Annotated in this window: 11 protein-coding genes; 9 read left to right on the top strand and 2 right to left on the bottom strand. The window is 64.1% G+C overall.

All coding sequences use genetic code 11. The features are described from left to right. Nucleotides 1–37 precede the first annotated feature (37 nt). The 7 genes from G7044_RS08515 to cueR all read left to right on the top strand — a co-directional run bounded on the left by G7044_RS08515 (nt 38) and on the right by cueR (nt 7,698). The gene (locus G7044_RS08515) at nt 38–1,156 is read left to right on the top strand and encodes a sulfotransferase family protein (RefSeq protein ID WP_166327995.1); all 1,119 of its coding nucleotides are present in this window, start codon (nt 38–40) and stop codon (nt 1,154–1,156) included. Next, nucleotides 1,153–2,427: a cytochrome P450 gene (locus tag G7044_RS08510; RefSeq protein WP_166327994.1), complete on the top strand. Its 1,275-nt coding sequence runs from the start codon at nt 1,153–1,155 to the stop codon at nt 2,425–2,427. The genes G7044_RS08515 and G7044_RS08510 overlap by 4 nt, the downstream gene beginning before the upstream one ends. A 242-nt stretch (nt 2,428–2,669) precedes the next feature. Continuing rightward, on the top strand, nt 2,670–3,008 hold the full coding sequence (locus tag G7044_RS08505; RefSeq protein WP_166327993.1) for an ArsR/SmtB family transcription factor: 339 nt from the start codon (nt 2,670–2,672) through the stop codon (nt 3,006–3,008). Nucleotides 3,009–3,102: 94 nt separating this feature from the next. Continuing rightward, nucleotides 3,103–4,110: a cation diffusion facilitator family transporter gene (locus G7044_RS08500; protein ID WP_166327992.1), complete on the top strand. Its 1,008-nt coding sequence runs from the start codon at nt 3,103–3,105 to the stop codon at nt 4,108–4,110. Between the two features lie 185 nt (nt 4,111–4,295). Further along, nucleotides 4,296–4,490 (top strand): heavy-metal-associated domain-containing protein, encoded by a 195-nt coding sequence (locus tag G7044_RS08495; protein ID WP_166327991.1) that lies wholly within the window; start codon nt 4,296–4,298, stop codon nt 4,488–4,490. 238 nt (nt 4,491–4,728) lie between these two features. Beyond that, the gene (locus tag G7044_RS08490; RefSeq protein ID WP_166327990.1) at nt 4,729–7,209 is read left to right on the top strand and encodes a heavy metal translocating P-type ATPase; all 2,481 of its coding nucleotides are present in this window, start codon (nt 4,729–4,731) and stop codon (nt 7,207–7,209) included. A gap of 54 nt (nt 7,210–7,263) precedes the next feature. Continuing rightward, entirely contained in the window at nt 7,264–7,698 is a 435-nt protein-coding gene (cueR, locus tag G7044_RS08485) for a Cu(I)-responsive transcriptional regulator (protein ID WP_166327989.1), read from the top strand. Between the two features lie 78 nt (nt 7,699–7,776). Here the strand turns inward: cueR and G7044_RS08480 are convergent, their stop codons facing one another. Beyond that, nucleotides 7,777–12,573, bottom strand: a complete 4,797-nt coding sequence (locus tag G7044_RS08480; RefSeq protein ID WP_166327988.1) for an NAD-glutamate dehydrogenase — start codon at nt 12,571–12,573, stop codon at nt 7,777–7,779. 201 nt (nt 12,574–12,774) lie between these two features. Then, complete coding sequence (locus tag G7044_RS08475; RefSeq protein WP_166327987.1) at nt 12,775–13,557, bottom strand: nitrilase-related carbon-nitrogen hydrolase; 783 nt, start codon at nt 13,555–13,557, stop codon at nt 12,775–12,777. A gap of 83 nt (nt 13,558–13,640) precedes the next feature. On the opposite strand from G7044_RS08475, the gene G7044_RS08470 reads away from it, so the two are divergent. Together G7044_RS08470 and G7044_RS08465 are read left to right on the top strand one after the other, a co-directional pair. Further along, nucleotides 13,641–15,293, top strand: coding sequence for a flavin monoamine oxidase family protein (locus tag G7044_RS08470; protein WP_166327986.1), 1,653 nt, complete (start codon nt 13,641–13,643; stop codon nt 15,291–15,293). Nucleotides 15,294–15,761: 468 nt separating this feature from the next. Further along, nucleotides 15,762–17,069, top strand: a complete 1,308-nt coding sequence (locus G7044_RS08465) for a tyrosine-type recombinase/integrase (RefSeq protein WP_166327985.1) — start codon at nt 15,762–15,764, stop codon at nt 17,067–17,069. Nucleotides 17,070–17,261: the final 192 nt, after the last annotated feature.

Raw genomic sequence — 17,261 nt, 5'->3', positions numbered from 1 at the left:
GTGATCGAAAGGCGGGTTTTGTCGAGAAAGAACAGTAATGAGTGCAAAACTCAAGCATCGGTGGAGCGTTGGGCACAATTACCTGACCGGCATCACTTTCGGGAAATGGATGACGCTACTGGCCCAGAACGGGTTCCGCGTCTCGCCCGCCTATCTGCACCGCGCCGCGTTCATCACCGCCGCCAGCCTGCCCAATTCCGCATTTGCCGCGATCGAGAAGCTGCGCCATGGTCGCGCCGTGGACAGAGTGCAGATCGCGCAGCCGCCCTTGTTCATCCTCGGCCATTGGCGCAGCGGCACCACGCATCTGCATGACCTGCTGGCCTGCGACCGGGCGCAGTTCCAGTTTGCAAATACCTATAGGGTGGTGAACCCGCTGACCTTCCTGACCACCGAAAACCTGATGACGCGGCTGTTTTCCTGGCTGGTCCCGCCCAAGCGCCCGATGGACAACATGGCGCTCAGCTTCGCCTCGCCGCAGGAGGACGAATTCGCGCCCCTGCTGATGAGCCTGTGTTCGCTGTATCTGGGCATCAGCTTTCCGGCCCGGCAGGATCATTACGAACGCCAGCTTAGCTTTCGCGGCGTCGACCCGGCCGAGGTCGCCGCCTGGAAAGATGCCTTCCTGACATTCTGCAAGAAGCTTTCGCTGAACGACGGTCGGGCGCTGCTGCTGAAATCGCCGCCCCATACGGCGCGCATCCGCACCATTCTGGAAATCTTCCCCGATGCCCGCTTTGTCCACATCCACCGCGACCCCTACCGGGTTTTCCAGTCGCAGCGGCATTTCTTCGACACCGCGGGCTGGTACACCTATCTGCAGCGCCCCGATCTGGACGCCATAGACGAGGGCATCCTGACCCGTCACGAAACCATGTATGACGCCTATTTCGAGGATCTGCCCCTGATCCCCGAAGGCCGCTTCTGCGAGCTGCGCTTTGATGCGCTGGAGGCCGATCCGGTGGGGCAGATCCGCACTGTCTACCACCGGTTGGGGCTGGACGGGTTTGACCGGATGCGGCCTGATCTGGAGGCTTATCTTGCCGGGTTGCGCGGCTATGAAAAGAACAGCTTTGTCGAACTGGACGCCTCCAGCCGCGCCCTGGTCGCCAGCCGCTGGCGGCGCAGTTTCGAGACCTGGGGCTATCCGACATGAGCCGCGCCCCCGGTCCGCGCGGCCGGCTGCTGACCGGATCGCTGGCGGCATTTCAGCGTGACCCGCTGGCGCTGATGACGGATGCGGTGCGGGCGCATGGCGACATCGTCCGGTTTCGCTTTGCCCATATCACGGCCCACCTGCTGAACCAGCCCGAGGCAATCGAGCATGTCCTGTCGAGGCAGGCGGCCAATTACCACAAGAACACGCGCAGCGCCGCGCTGATCGCGGCCACATGCGGCGACAGCCTGATGTCGGGGAACAGCGAGGCCTGGGCGCGTCACCGCAAGCTGTTGGCGCCGGTCTTCCAGCCTCGCGCTGTCGCCGATTACAGTGCACTGATCGACGCTCATATCCAGCCGATGCTGACCCGCTGGGGGCAGGTTGTGGAGGGTGGCGGCCAGATCGACATCGTGGCCGAGATGATGGATCTGGTCATCGCGATGGCCGTCCGGCTGCTGTTCTCGACCGAGATCGACGCGACGCGGGTCGAGTCTGCGCTGTCGGTGCTGCTGAACGACACCTGGCGCCGGCTGCAGGCGCCATTCGATCCCTCAATGATCTCGGCTGCCTTCCACCGGCGCGATTTCAAGGCAGCACGGAATCTGATAGACGCCATCGTGACCGAGATGATCCGGGCCCGTCGCCAGTCTTCCGACCGTCCTGATGACGTGCTGTCGCGTCTGCTGGCCGCGCATGAGGCCGAGGGTGCCAAGGCGCTGACCGATACCGAATTGCGCGATGCCGCCGTCACCCTGCTGCTGGCAGGGCACGAAACCACGGCCAATGCACTTGCCTGGATGTTCTGGTTGGTCGCCAGTAACGCCGGGCAGGGGTTCGAGGCTTCCGAGCCGCAGCACCTGTTTGCCGAGGCGCTGCGGCTCTACCCCTCGATCTGGGTCATCGAGCGGCGGGCTGTTGCGGCGGACCAGATTGGCCCTTACCGCGTCCCTGCTGGCGGCACGGTGCTGGTCTCGCCCTGGCTGCTGCACCGCAACCCGGCCTATTGGCCCGATCCCGAACGCTTTGATCCCGCCCGTTTCCTGCCCGAGCGGGTCGAGACGCGCCCGCGCCACGCCTATCTGCCATTCGGTCTTGGCCCGCATCGCTGCATCGGTCTGCATCTGGCCAACCTGATCGCCAGCCGCGTCATCAGCAATGTTTACGCGCTTTTTCGACTGGATGCGCCGGATGGTGCCGCGCCTCGACTGCGGCCGCAGATCACCCTGCGCCCCGACGCGCCTATCCTGCTGCGCCCCCGGCTGGTCTGAGCAGCGCGTTGCATCGACGGCGAAGGGCCAGCAGACTGGTTCACCGGACGCGTCCGCATTGACGCGCTGTTCAACCCGGCCGCGCATCAATCCGCCACCGACGCGGATAGGCCGACCGGTGTTATAGCCCCCGCCTTCCGCGCTGCGTCGTTGTCATCGGTGTGTCGCATTGATAGCTTTGATCGGCCCGGCGGCGCGCCCAGCCAAGCCGTCCACAACCTGCGACCATGGGACTTTAAAGCATGCCTGACGATAACGAGATCCTGCATGGAGATGCCCCCGACCTGTCCCAGAACCAGATCGCGATTCTGGCCGAGACCTTCCGCCTGCTGGGCGATCCCTCGCGCCTTCGGATCGTGCTGTGCTGTCTGGACGGCCCGATCCCGGTCAGCGAGATCGCCGAGCGGCTGGACCTGTCGCTGTCGCTGGTCAGCCACCATCTGCGGCTTCTGCGCGCCGCACGGCTGGTGAACGGCGTCCGGCAATCAAAGCAGATTTTCTATGGAATCGCCGACCACCATGTCAGCCATGTGCTGATCGACATGGCTAATCACATCGTCGAGGACCACCACGGCGACTGACGGCCCCCTTTCCGCGCAGCCATGTCGGCGGGCGTGTTGACAGAAAACAGTTGAATAGCTATTCAACTGTTAAATTGGCGACAGGAAATACGACATGACCCAGAATTCTGCACATGACGACCACGATCACGCGGCCCATGCCGGGCATAATCATGCGCACGGCCATAACCACGACCATGATCACGATCATTCGCATGTGCCAGAGGTCACTGCGGCAAACGAGAAGAAGATCCTGATCTCGTTCTTCATCATCTTCGGCTTCATGCTGGTCGAGGCGGCGGGGGGCATTATCTCGGGCTCGCTGGCGCTGCTGGCGGATGCGGGGCATATGCTGACCGATGCCTTCGCGCTCGGGCTGGCCTATGCGGCATTCCGCATTGGCCGGCGCCCCGCAGATCGCCGGCGCAGCTTCGGCTATGCCCGGTTCGAGGTGATCGCCGGCCTGATCAACGCGCTGACCCTGTTCGGAATCGTGGGCTTCATCCTGTTCGAAGCTGTCGAGCGCTTCCGCGAGCCGCAGCCGGTCCTTGCCGGTTCGATGTTCGTGATTGCTTTCATCGGCATGCTGGTGAATCTGTTCGTCCTGTGGCTGCTGACGCGCGGCGACAGCGAACATGTGAACGTCAAGGGTGCCGTGCTGCATGTCATGGGCGACCTGCTCGGCTCGGTCGGCGCGATCGTGGCAGCTGTGGTGATCTGGTTTACCGGCTGGACGCCGATCGACCCGATCCTGTCGGTCTTCGTTTCGCTGCTGATCCTGCGCAGTGGCTGGGCTCTTTTGAAGAACACCCTTGATATTCTGCTGGAAGGCGCGCCCGCCAATGCTGATACGGACAAGATCACCACGCATCTGCTGAACAATGTTCCGGGGGTCGAGGCCGTGAGCCATGTCCATATCTGGCAGATCACCTCGGGCCGGACGCTGGCGACCTTGAAAATTCAACCGCAGGCGGGCGCCGATCTGGGCGCGATGGTGGCGCAGGTCGAAGCGATCCTGAAGGACACTTATGGGATCGAACACCCGACCGTTGGCATCGACTGGACGGGCGAGGAGGTCTGCAGCTTCATGCAGCCCGCGGCGCCGTCCGGGCACAGTCACTGAGCGGGGCGTTTCGTCCGCGCTGCTGATTGCAGATGCCGTTATCGGCTAACTATTGCCGGCGCCGCGTTCTGCGGCGCCGGCTTTGCATTGCCCATGGGCGTGACACAAATCCTCGCTCTGGCTCTTGACCTTCCAACGGTGGGAAGCCCCATATCGGCTGCCTGAACTGGAATCAGGAGAATTCGATGAAACTGCATATCGAGAAAATGACCTGCGGCGGCTGCGCCCGTGCGGTCAGCGCGACGATCACGACGCTGGACGAAAACGCGCGGATCGCGACCGATCCAGCAAACCGCAGCGTCTCGGTCGAGACGTCCGCGGCGCCGGAAGCCGTGCTGAAGGCGCTGGATGCGGCGGGCTTCCCCGCCACACAGTCCTGATCGGCGGGCTTACACTTGTTGCGCGGCCCCGATTGAAGGGGCGCTGCCCATAACTGCACGAAAAGGCCGGCTCACACCGGCCTTTTCATTTTGACACCGCCGTCCCATATGAAGGGCAAGCAATGTTCCAGTCATGGGAATGTTTTTTGCCTTCCGCCCCTTTTCAGTCTTGACCTTCCCATCGTTGGAAGCCCCATATCCCAGTGCGGACCTTGTATTTGAAGGAAAGGAAGCGGCCATGAATGCGCCCGCCCGAACCGCCGGCAACCAACTTGCCACCATATCCCTGCCGATCGAAGGCATGACCTGCGCATCCTGCGTGGGCCGTGTCGAGCGTGCGCTGAAAGACCTTCCGGGTGTCAGTAACGCGGTGGTCAACCTCGCGACCGAACGCGCGGCGATTTCCGGCCCGGCGCTGGATCGCCCGCAACTCGTCGCCGCCATCGAAAACGCCGGTTATTCGGTGCCGGCCTCCTTGGGGGCGATCGAGCTTTCGGTGGGGGGGATGACCTGCGCGTCCTGCGTGGGTCGCGTCGAACGCGCGCTGAAAGAGGTGCCGGGCGTCAGTGATGCGGTGGTCAATCTGGCGACGGAACGCGCGACAGTGCACGGCACGGCCGATGCGGCCAGCCTGATCGCGGCGATCCGGAAGGCCGGCTATGAAGCCGCCCCCATCGCCGATCAGGGCGAGGCTGAACGGGCCGAGGCCGCCGCGCGAAAGGATGCCGAGGAACGCGCGCTGAAACGCGATTTCATCACGGCGCTGGTGCTGACCCTGCCGGTCTTCGTGCTGGAGATGGGTTCGCATCTGATCCCCGGAATGCACCGTCTTGTCGCCACGACCATCGGCATCCAGAACAGCTGGTACCTGCAATTCGCGCTGACCACGCTGGTCATGTTCGGCCCGGGCATCCGCTTCTACAAGAAGGGTCTGCCGGCGCTGTTGCGCGGCACGCCCGACATGAATTCGCTGGTCGCGGTAGGTTCGCTGGCTGCCTATGGCTATTCGCTGGTCGCGACCTTCGCGCCCGGCCTGCTGCCGCCCGGCACCGTCAATGTCTATTTCGAGGCCGCCGCCGTCATCGTCACGCTGATCCTGCTGGGCCGCCTGCTGGAGGCGCGCGCCAAGGGCCGCACGTCCGAGGCGATCAAGCGGCTGGTGGGTCTGCAGGCCCGGACCGCGCGTGTCCGCCGCGACGGCAGGGGCGTGGATGTGGATATCGCCGAAGTGCACGCGGGCGACATCATCGAAGTCCGCCCGGGCGAGCGTATCCCCGTGGATGGCGAGCTGGTCGAGGGCGAAAGCTATGTCGATGAATCGATGATTACCGGAGAGCCGGTGCCGGTCGCCAAAGCCCCCGGTGCGCAGGTGACGGGCGGCACGGTGAACCAGAAGGGTGCCTTCGCCTTCCGCGCGACGGCGGTCGGCGGCGACACGGTGCTGGCCCAGATCATCCGCATGGTCGAGGAGGCGCAGGGTTCGAAACTGCCGATCCAGGCCCTGGTTGACCGGGTGACGATGTGGTTCGTGCCCGCCGTCATGGTGGTGGCCGCGCTGACCTTCGTGGTGTGGCTGGTATTCGGGCCGTCGCCGGCGCTTGGCTTTGCACTGGTCAATGCGGTCGCTGTGCTGATCATCGCGTGCCCCTGTGCGATGGGGCTGGCGACGCCGACCTCGATCATGGTCGGCACGGGGCGGGGGGCCGAGTTGGGTGTGCTGTTCCGCCGGGGCGAGGCGCTGCAACTGCTGAAGGATGCGCGCGTCGTGGCCTTGGACAAGACCGGCACCCTGACCGAAGGGCGGCCTGCGCTGACCGATCTCGACCTCGCGACCGGTTTCGACCGCGCCGAAGTGCTGGGCCGGTTGGCCGCGGTCGAGGCGAAGTCCGAACATCCCATCGCCCGCGCCATCGTCGAAGCGGCCGAGGCCGAGGGCATCGCCCTGCCGCCGGTTTCAGGCTTCGAATCCGTGACCGGTTTCGGGGTGACGGCCATTGTGGGCGATCAGCCGGTTGAGATCGGTGCAGATCGTTTCATGGTGCAGCTGGGCCATGATGTGGCGCCCTTCGCCGGCACTGCCGAACGGCTGGCGGCTGAAGGAAAATCGCCGCTCTACGCCGCCATCGGCGGCCGATTGGCGGCGATTGTTGCCGTGGCCGACCCGATCAAGGACAGCACCCCCGCCGCGATCCGGGCGCTGCACGATCTGGGCCTGAAAGTGGTGATGATTACCGGCGACAATGCCCGCACCGCGCAGGCCATCGCCGCCCGGCTTGGCATTGACGAGGTGGTGGCCGAGGTGCTGCCCGATGGCAAGGTTGACGCCATTCGCCGCCTGAAGGACCAATATGGCAAGGTCGCCTTCGTCGGTGACGGCATCAACGACGCCCCGGCACTTGCCGAGGCCGATGTCGGCCTTGCCATCGGTACCGGCACCGACATCGCCATCGAGGCCGCCGATGTGGTGCTGATGTCGGGCAGCCTGACGGGCGTGCCCACCGCCATCGCGCTGTCGCGGGCAACCATTGGCAATATCCGGCAGAACCTGTTCTGGGCCTTCGCCTATAACGTGGCGCTGATTCCGGTCGCTGCCGGCGTGCTGTATCCGGCCCTTGGCATCCTGCTTTCGCCGGTCTTTGCGGCCGGGGCGATGGCGCTGTCATCGGTCTTCGTGCTGGGCAATGCCCTGCGCCTGCGCCGCTTTCGCGCCCCCGAATGAAGACCCGGCCGCCCGCTGCAAGGCGCGCGGGCGGCACCAGCAAGGAGATCACGCATGAATATCGGTCAGGCCGCCAGTTCCTCGGGCGTTTCCGCCAAGATGATCCGCTATTACGAACAGATCGGATTGATCCCGCCCGCCGCGCGCCGCAGCTCTGGCTATCGCGACTATGCTGAAACCGAGGTGCATATGCTGCGCTTCATCCGCCGGGCGCGCGATCTGGGCTTTTCCGTGGCCGAGATCTCGGACCTGCTGGGGTTGTGGCGCGACAAGTCCCGTCAGAGCGCCGAGGTCAAGCGGATTGCCAGCGACCATATCGGCACGCTGCAAGAAAAGATCCGCGACATGCAGGACATGGTGGCGACGCTGACCGATCTGGTTGCGTCCTGCCGGGGCGATCAACGTGCCGATTGCCCGATCCTTGCCCGGCTGGAAACGGATCCGCCGGATGAGGACCTGACGATCCGCCCGCGCAGCGGCGCGGTCTGACACGCGAACCCCGATACCGGGGCGAAAGACAACCAGATGGACCGGCGCGTCAGCGCCGGTCCTGTTGTTTTCACCGTCCTAGCTTGCAGCCGCATAGAGCTTTGCCAGATCCTCCAGCAGGCCGGCGGCGACGGTGATCCGGGCCACGTTCGGCTCGCCTTTTTCGACCAGCAGTTCAAGCTGCGCGCCAGCGCTGGCGATGCGGGTATCGCTGTCCTGCCACGACGACGACGCCGCCCCGCGACCGCCCTTCTGTCCGCGCAGCAGGGCAGCGGTCAGCGCGCGTTGCGCGTTGCTGATCTGGGAAAGACCGCGCGACAGGGCCATCGCCTCGAACTGTTCGGTGGTCTGGATCCGCTCGGCCGCCATCAGCAGGCGGTCGATCCGCAGCGCCTCGGTCACCGCGAAATAGGCCTGCGCTGTGCGATCAAGCGCGATGCCGGTTTCGGCCGAGATTTCCATGATCTCGGGGACCAGCGGGGTCAGCATCAGATCGGCAAGCTCGCCCGTCAGGGTCGCGGGGACGCCACCCTCGACGAACTCGGTGATCTCGGTCTGGATCTCGTCGGCGACATGCGGGGGCAGGGCGGCCCGCAGGCGGCTGCGCAGCTTGGTCATGCCATCGCGCAGCCGGGCCACGGCATCGGCAACGGGCGCATCGGTCAGGCCGGTGCGCAGCAGGCGTTCGGTGACCTGGGCGAAAGCACGCCCGACCTCCTGATACAGCCGGTTCTGCAACGCGCCGGGGATCTTGTTGTCGAGCGCGTCGATCTCGGCATAGACACGGGGCAGGCCCAGCCCCTCCAGCGCAACAACCGCCGCCTTGACGACATCGGCGGCGATATGGCCCGTCGCATCGGTCAGTGTGGCAACGAAATCCGGGCCGCCGCGATTGATCGCCTCGTTCGCCAGCACGGTTGCAATGATTTCGCGGCGCAGCCGGTGGTCGTGAATGTCGCCGGCATAGGCCTTGCGCATCTTCGCCGGAAAGTAATTTTCCAGCGTGGCGACGAAATAGGGATCGTCGGGCAGGTCGCTGGCCACCAGCTCGTCGAACAGCACCAGCTTGGCATAGGACAGCAGCACGCCGATCTCGGCCCGCGTCAGCGGCTTGCCGACCTGATAGCGTTCGCCCAGAAGCTGATCGTTGGGCAGCGTTTCGACCTTACGGTTCAGGTGGCCCTGTTCTTCCAGTCGGGTCATCAGCCGGCCCAGCAGGGTGCGGTTGGCCGCGCCGCGCATTTCGGTCAGCGACAGCGCCAGCGTCTGCTGGTAGTTGTTGCGCAGCACCAGATCGGCAACCTGATCGGTCATCGAGGCCAGCAGCTTGTTGCGTTTCGGGCGCGGCAGGCGGCCTTCATGCATCGCCGGCGCCAGCGCGATCTTGATGTTCACCTCGACATCCGAGGAGTTCACCCCGGCCGAGTTGTCGATCGCGTCCGAGTTGCAGCGCCCGCCATTCAGCCCGAATTCGATCCGCCCCTTTTGCGTCACGCCAAGGTTTGCGCCTTCGCCGATGACGCGGGCGCCGGCCTCGGTGGCGGTGATGCGGATCGGGTCATTGGCGCGGTCGCCGACCTCGGCATCGGTCTCAAGGCTGCCGCGCAGATAGGTGCCGATGCCGCCGAACCACAGCAGATCGACCGGTGCCTTCAGGATCGCGGTCATGATCTCGAACGGCGTGGCCTGCGCCTTGTCCAGACCGATGGCGGCCTGCGCCTCGGGCGTCAGCGTAACCAGCTTTTCCGCGCGCGAGATGATCATGCCGCCCGGTGACATCGCCTTGCGGTCATAGTCCTGCCAGCTGGATCGCGGCAGATCGAACATGCGCTTGCGTTCGGCGAAGGATTTTGCGGTGTCGGGATCGGGATCGATGAAGATGTCGCGGTGATCGAAGGCCGCGATCAACCGGATCTGTTCCGACAGCAACATGCCGTTGCCAAAGACGTCGCCCGACATGTCGCCCACACCTGCGACGGTGAAGGGGGTCGTCTGGATGTCGATGTCCATTTCGCGGAAATGGCGCTTCACCGCTTCCCAAGCGCCGCGTGCGGTAATGCCCATTTTCTTGTGGTCATAGCCAGCCGACCCGCCCGAGGCAAAGGCGTCGTCCAGCCAGAACCCGGCTTCCTGCGCAAGGCCGTTTGCGGTGTCGGAAAAGGTCGCCGTACCCTTGTCGGCGGCGACCACGAAATAGGGGTCGTCACCGTCGATGCGCAGGGTGTCGGGCGGCGGCACGATATCGGGGCCGACGATGTTGTCGGTCACCGACAGCAGCGTGCGGATGAAGGTCTTGTAGGCATCCTTGCCGGCGTTGAAGATCTCGTCCCGGCTGCCGCCTTCGGGCAGTTGTTTGGGATAGAAACCGCCCTTGGCGCCGACCGGGACGATGACGGCGTTCTTGACCTGCTGGGCCTTGACCAGACCCAGCACCTCGGTCCGATAATCCTGTGCGCGGTCGGACCAGCGAAGCCCGCCACGCGCAATCGGGCCAAAGCGCAGATGAACGCCCTCGACCTGGGTGCCATAGACGAAAATCTCGCGGTAGGGGCGGGGTTCGGGCAGGCCTTCCAGCGCTTGGGGGTCCAGCTTGAATGCCAGCACAGGCGGCGGATTGCCGGCGGCGTCTTGCTGGAAATAGTTGGTGCGCAGCGTCGACTGGATGACATTGGCATAGCGGCGCAGGATGCGGTCGTCATCGAGGCTGGGCACCGATGCCAGCGCATCCTCGATGGCGGCCATAAGGGTCTGGCATTTGCGGTCACGGGTGCGTTCGGCCAGCGTCGGGTCCATCCGGGCCTTGAACAGACGGAACAGGTCGGCGGCGATGGCCGGATATTTGTTCAGCGTGTCGGAGATATAATCCTGCGAATAGGTGATACCGGCCTGCCGCAGATAGCGGGCATAGGCGCGCAGCACGTTGACCTCGCGCGCCGTCAGTCCGGCGAGCACGATCAGCCGGTTGAAGGTGCCGTCCTCGATGACGCCGTTCCAGACGCCCAGAAAGGCTTCCTCCAGCCGGGCACCGATCTTGTCCAGCTCGATCGGTCGGCCGTCTCGGGTCACCAGCTCCATATCGTGCAGCACCACCGGGCGCGGCGGCTGTCCGTCTTCGCGCACGGTCAGGTCATGGGTCTGTTCGCTGATGACGCGGAAACCCAGATTTTCCAGCACGGGCACCCGCCGCGACAGGGAAACCGGGCTGCCGGCATGGAAGATCTTCAACTCGACCGAGCCGGGGCGCTCGACCTCGCGTGGCAGATGATAGAAGGCGATGCGGATCGGGTCCTCGGGGCGGACGGCGACGATATCGGGCAGATCGGCATAGGCCTCTGACGGGGGGAAGACCGACTGAAAGGCAGTGCTGGTGTCCAGCTCGACCCCATCCTTGCGGGCCAGCAGATCGAAGCGGTCCTCCCAGCGGGTGACGATGCTGCGCACGGCCGCCTCGTGCTTGGCTTGCGGGATGCGCGGGGTCTTGCCGCCAGAACGCCCGATGATGAAATGCACCCGCGCCAGCCCGCCTTCGGGGAAGGCCGGGTAATAGGCCGAGACGCGCCCGTCATAGACGGTCTTCAGATATTCGCCGATGCGTTCACGCACGTCGGAATTATACTGCTCGCGCGGGACGAAGACGATGACCGAGACGAAGCGGTCGAACTGATCGGCGCGCGCCAGAACCCGCACCCTCGGGCGATCGCCGAGATCGTTGATCTGTTCGCTGAACCGCGCCAGCAGCCCTGAATCGATCTGGAACAGGTCGTCGCGCGGATAAGATTCCAGCGTATTGGCCAGCATCTTGCCGGAATGGCTCTGCGGATCATATCCGAAATGGTCGATCACCTTGGCCAGCTTGTCGCGCAGCAGCGGAATATCTGCCGCCTGTCGGGTATAGGCGGTCGAGGTGAACAGCCCGACGACGCGCAGCTCGCCCGTCACATTGCCATCCGCATCGAAGCGCTTGACGCCGATATAATCCATATAGGCGCGGCGATGGACGACCGATTTCACATTGGCCTTGGTCACCAGCAGGAATTCCGGCCCGTCGAGGAAGGCCAGGATCTCTGGTGTGGTCAGAACGCTGTCCTTGCCCTGCCGCAGCACCCGCACATCGGGGTTCGACAGGATCCCCAGACCCTTGCCCTTGCCACGCTCGACCCGGGCCTTGTCGCCCTTGCCGGAATAGGTGAATTCGCGCATGCCGAGGAAGGTGAAGTTATTGTCGCGCAGCCAGCGCAGGAAGGCCAGGGCCTCGTCCTGTTCGGCCTTGCGGCGGCCGGCGTCATGGGCCTCCATCTCGCGCATGGCCTGATCCAGAAGCGCGGTCATCTCTGGCCAGTCCTGCACCGCCTGATGCACCTGTTCCAGCACCTCGTCGATGCGGGCCTTCAGCGCGGTGGCTTCTGCCGGTGTCAGTTCGGACAGATGGATCTGGATATGGCTGACGCGGTGGGCGGGGTCGCTTTCCTCGTCGGGATCGAACAGCGTCATCGGCTGGCCCGGCGCAGCGACCAGAATCGGGTGCACAGCCAGATGGATATCGCGATGGGTGCTGGTCACCTCGCCCATGATCGAATCGAAAAGAAACGGTACGTTGCTTTCGGTGATGGCGATGGCCGAAACGCTGTTGCCGCCCGGCTCGACCCCAGGCAGGGTTTCGATGCTGACGCGAGGCTTGCCGCCGTCCCATTTGGCGATCTCGCTTTGGGCATGTGCGGCGGTCAGGGCCAGCATCTCGGGGCTGTATTGTTCCAGATCGTCCTTGCTGGCCCTTTTGAGCAGGACTTCCGGGTCGAGCGACGCCCCACCTGCGGCGGCAATCTTGCGCGCGCTGTCGATTCGCTTGTCCCGTTTCCCGCTCATGCTGGTCGGCATCTGGGCCCCCTTGAATATGATTTGCCTTGTTGCGGGCATGATCCGGGGGATTGCCGGTTTTTTCAACACCCTTCGCGGCGTGACATGCGGTCGCCGGCAGCTTTCTTTCGGCATTGTTTGGGGGCGTGGCAGAGATCATCCGGGGCGGTCCTGCCGCAGGCCCGGCGATTGGGCCGCCCGTCATCCGCGCAGCCGTCCCAATCAACTTTGGGTGACGTCCCGATATTCCTGCGCAAGGGCCGACCAGTTGTCGGCCGGGATGGCGTCGACTGCCGCCAGGTCCACGATCAGCAGCGCCTCGCCCCGCGCGCCGGCCGTGGCCAATGGCTGACCGTCCGGCCCGGCGATTACCGAAAGGCCGCCGAAGACGGTGTTTCCTTCCGCGCCATAATAATTCGCGTAGGCCACCACAGCACGGTTTTCATGGGCACGAGCCGGCACCAGCAACCGCTGGACATGCTCATAACCCAGCGGATTGGCTGTTGGCACCAGGATCAGCCGCGTCCCCGCTGCCGCCAGCGCCGCCGCGTGGCCCGGAAATTCGATGTCATAGCAAACCAGGGTCGCCACCGGCCATTCCGCCAGCTTGACCACGGGACCAAGCTGGTCGCCGCGCTGAAAACTCTGCGCTTCCATCGGGCCGTAAAGCTGGATCTTGCGGTAATGTGACAGCACCTCGCCATCCGGGCCGATCAGGGTGGCGGCGTTATAGACGGCCTCGCCGTCGCGTTCGGCCCAGCCAAGGCAGATGCCGCAAGCGGTCTCGCGCGCCATTTCTGACAGCCGCTTCATCCAGTCGCCGTCGCGGGGTTGGGCCAGATCGCGGTGCAGGTCGGGGCGGTCATAGCCGGGCAGGAACAGCTCTGGCGCGACCAGCAGCGTGGCGCCCGCCGCTGCCGCTGCCTTCAGCTGTGCCGATAATGCGTTGAATGCCTGTTCGATCCGGCCATCTGTTGGCGCGGTTTGCCACAATGCAAGCTTCACGTCCTGCCCCCAATTTCACCATCCGGTCTTATCCTCTCGCCTCGGGCGCGCTAAGACTGCGGCCGTCAGGGAGAAAGCATGTCATGAGCAATAGCAGACCAGTCACCGCCTTTGGACCAGATTTTCCATTCGCTTATGACGATTGGCTGCGACACCCGGACGGGTTGGGCCAGATCCCTTCCGCGCATCATGGCACCGAGGTGGCGATCATCGGCGCGGGGGCTGCTGGGATCATTGCCGGGTATGAACTGATGAAGATGGGCCTGCGCCCGATCATCTACGAATCGGCCAAGTTCGGCGGCCGGCTGCGGTCCGAAACCTTCGAAGGAACCGAGGATGTCGTGGCCGAACTGGGCGGCATGCGGTTCCCCGTCTCCTCCACCAGCTTCTACCACTATGTCGACCTTGTCGGCATGGACAGCCAGCCGTTTCCGAACCCGCTGACCGAGGCCGCCGGATCCACGGTGATCGACCTGGAAGGTGACACCCGCTTTGCCCGCACGCTGGACGATCTGCCGCAGCTGTATCACGAGGTCGCCGCCGCCTATCGCGACGCATTGCAGGAACATGTCGATTTCGCAGCGCTGCAACAGGCCGTGCGCGATCGCGACGCGGCGCGGCTGAAGCAGATCTGGGATCCGCTGGTCGAGAAATGGGACGAACGCACCTTCTATGATTTCGTCGTCTCCTCGAAAGCGTTCCAGAAGCTGAGCTTCCGGCATCGCGAGGTCTTCGGTCAGGTCGGTTTCGGCACCGGCGGCTGGGACAGCGATTTCCCGAATTCCATGCTGGAGATCCTGCGCGTCAACCTGCTGGAACTGGACGACCACCAGCGCTTCATCGTTGGCGGGGTCGAAAACGTGCTGCACCGGTTGTGGCGTCAGCCTGCCGTATCAGCGCATTGGCCCGAAGGCACGACGCTCGCCAGCCTGAACGGCGGCGCGACGCTGGGGCGCGCGGCCCGCATCGCGCGCGAAGGCGAGGGCTTCACCGTCACCGACCAATGGGGTGTGCAGCGCAGCTATCCCGCGGTGCTGGTGACCTGCCAAAGCCACCTGCTGACCACCTCGGTCGCGGTGGACGAGGCGGTTTTCGATCAGAAGCTGTGGATGGCGCTGGATCGGACCCGCTATATGCAGGCGGCCAAGACGTTCGTGATGGTCGACCGGCCGTTCTGGAACGATGTCGACCCCGAAACTGGCCGTCCGGTCCTGTCGATGACGCTGACCGACCGGCTGACGCGCGGCACCTATTTCTTCGACAATGGCCCCGACAAACCCGGCGTGATATGCCTCAGCTACTCTTGGATGACGGACGCGCTGAAGGTGCTGCCGCTGAACCCAGAAAAGCGGGTCGAACTGGCGCTGGAGGCTTTGGACAAGGTCTATCCCGGTGCCGATATCCGCAGCCATATCCGCGGCAACCCGATCTGCGTCAGTTGGGAAAGCGACGAGAATTTCCTCGGCGCGTTCAAGGGCGCGCTGCCGGGGCATTACCGTTACAATCACCGCATGTACGGGCATTTCATGCAGGCCGACATGCCGGCCGAGCAGCGCGGTATCTTCATGGCGGGCGACGGTATCAGCTGGACCCCGGCATGGGTCGAGGGGGCTGTGCAAACGGCGCTGAACGCGGTCTGGGGGGTGATGACGCATCTGGGCGGAACCAGCCATGACGCGAATCCCGGCCCGGGCGACTTGTGGCCGGAACTCGGCCCGGTCAAGTTGCCGGACTAGATTACTGCCACCGGTCGCCCGCCACCCCACTGCGGCGGCAGGGCGACCAGCCCCAGAGCCGGCGCTTCTCGGTCGGCTGCGTGGGTTTCGTCGCGGCAGGCAGCATGTAAACCGCTTCGCCGCGACACGGGTGGAGGCTTCCTGAAGTGCTGCGAAGGAAGGAAACGTAAAGCCAGGGCTGGGTTGGAAAATGCAGTCAAACAGGGCGAGCCAAGTTGTTCGCCTGCATTTGGTTTGTGCCAAAAAAAGAAGCCCCCTTGCGGGGGCTTGCCTTTTTAATCCCAGACGTTTCAGGGATTTATGGCTCCGGCGGTAGCGGCCATGCTGGCCTCTTGATGGTTCCCGCGTTTCCCCGTGTTAACATTTAGAGTCAATGGGTTAACGGAAGAAATCTTCCCGGTGACTCTTGCGAAAGCCCGATGGTTCTACGATATTTCATTAGTAGAAATTGAGTAGGATTGTGGCGGCATGGCATACGACAAGGGGCGCTTGAACGCAAAACAGGTCGCTGCATTGGCGAAGCCGGGGCACTATGCCGACGGCAAGGGGCTATACCTGCAAGTGTCGAAGTGGGGCACGAAATCATGGGTGTTCAAGTTCACGCTTGGCGGTCGGACCCGTGGCATGGGGCTTGGCCCGATAGACGAACTTTCGTTGAAGAAGGCACGCGAAGAAGTCGAACGGTTGCGCGTCATGGTGCGCGAAGGCCGCGACCCCATCGAAGAACGCGCCGAACAGCGCCGCAAGCTGAAAGAGAAATACGACGACGGCGGCAAAACCATGTTGTTCAAGGATGCAATCGCCAAAGCCCACGCCCGCAAGGAAAGCGAATTCAGCAACGAAAAGCACCGCAAGGATTGGCGTAGCAGTTTGGACACCTACGCCGTGCCGAAGATCGGCGATATGGACGTTGCCCACATCACGCACCAAGACGTGCTTCGCGTTCTCAATCAGGCGGTGAACGAAGCGGGCGGCACGCTGTGGGAAACGAAGACCGATACCGCAACACGCCTTCGCGGTCGTATTGAAAGCGTCCTGTCATGGGCAACCGTGTCGGGCTACCGGACGGGCGACAACCCGGCGCGTTGGGCTGGCAACCTGAAAGAACTTCTGCCGAAGCCTTCCAAGGTATCGAAGGTCACGAAACAGCCCGCGCTCACGCAAGCCGATTTCCCGAAGTGGTTTGCCGAAATGCGCAAGCGCGACGGCATGGCGACGCGGTGCCTAGAATTCGCCGTGCTGTGTGCGTCGCGGTCGGGGGAAGTGCGCGGCGCAACTTGGGATGAAATCGACCTTGAAGCCCGCATGTGGAAGATACCGGGCGCACGCATGAAGATGGAGCGCGACCACCGCGTGCCGTTGTCCGACGCCGCCGTTGCATTGTTGAAGGCGGTTCCGCGCGTGTCCGGGTCGCCCTATGTGTTCCCCGCCGTTCGGGGCGGTGCCCTGTCCGATATGGCCCTGTCAGCGACTATGCGGCGGATGCAGGAAGCCGAAGTGAAGGCGGGGCGGAAAGGGTGGCTTGACCCCGATAGCGGGCGTCCTGCGGTGCCCCACGGGCTGCGTTCGACCTTCCGCGTTTGGACGGCAGAACGGGGCTACGACCGCGACATGGCAGAAATGGCCCTTGCCCACTGCGTTGGGTCGGCGGTCGAACGTGCTTACCAACGTAGCGACATGGTAGAACGCCGCCGCGCCATGATGGCGGATTGGGCCGCATTCTGCCACGGCAAAGAACCCGCCGAAAATGTCGTGCCGATCCGGGGTGCCGTGTGATGCCGAAGCACGGCCCGATAGAAACCGGGGTGCCCATGCCCCCTGTGGGCACACGCGGCGCAGGCCAGCACCCTAGGGTCAGGATGCATTGATTTCTGTTGCGCTTCGTGATTCACGCCTCCGAAAACGGAGCGGTGACATGAGCGATCTCTTCTGGCTGACCGACGCGCAGATGGCGCGCCTGGCTCCCTT

This window comes from Paracoccus xiamenensis (assembly GCF_011308835.1).
GTDB classification, from domain to species: domain Bacteria; phylum Pseudomonadota; class Alphaproteobacteria; order Rhodobacterales; family Rhodobacteraceae; genus Paracoccus; species Paracoccus xiamenensis.
This window is presented reverse-complemented; position numbering and strand designations above follow the sequence as displayed.

Coding starts and splice junctions, on each gene's coding strand:
- G7044_RS08515 (WP_166327995.1), top strand. CDS start 38: ATGAGTGCAAAACTCAAGCATCGGTGGAGCGTTGGGCACAATTACCTG.
- G7044_RS08510 (WP_166327994.1), top strand. CDS start 1,153: ATGAGCCGCGCCCCCGGTCCGCGCGGCCGGCTGCTGACCGGATCGCTG.
- G7044_RS08505 (WP_166327993.1), top strand. CDS start 2,670: ATGCCTGACGATAACGAGATCCTGCATGGAGATGCCCCCGACCTGTCC.
- G7044_RS08500 (WP_166327992.1), top strand. CDS start 3,103: ATGACCCAGAATTCTGCACATGACGACCACGATCACGCGGCCCATGCC.
- G7044_RS08495 (WP_166327991.1), top strand. CDS start 4,296: ATGAAACTGCATATCGAGAAAATGACCTGCGGCGGCTGCGCCCGTGCG.
- G7044_RS08490 (WP_166327990.1), top strand. CDS start 4,729: ATGAATGCGCCCGCCCGAACCGCCGGCAACCAACTTGCCACCATATCC.
- cueR (WP_166327989.1), top strand. CDS start 7,264: ATGAATATCGGTCAGGCCGCCAGTTCCTCGGGCGTTTCCGCCAAGATG.
- G7044_RS08480 (WP_166327988.1), bottom strand. CDS start 12,573: ATGCCGACCAGCATGAGCGGGAAACGGGACAAGCGAATCGACAGCGCG.
- G7044_RS08470 (WP_166327986.1), top strand. CDS start 13,641: ATGAGCAATAGCAGACCAGTCACCGCCTTTGGACCAGATTTTCCATTC.
- G7044_RS08465 (WP_166327985.1), top strand. CDS start 15,762: ATGGCATACGACAAGGGGCGCTTGAACGCAAAACAGGTCGCTGCATTG.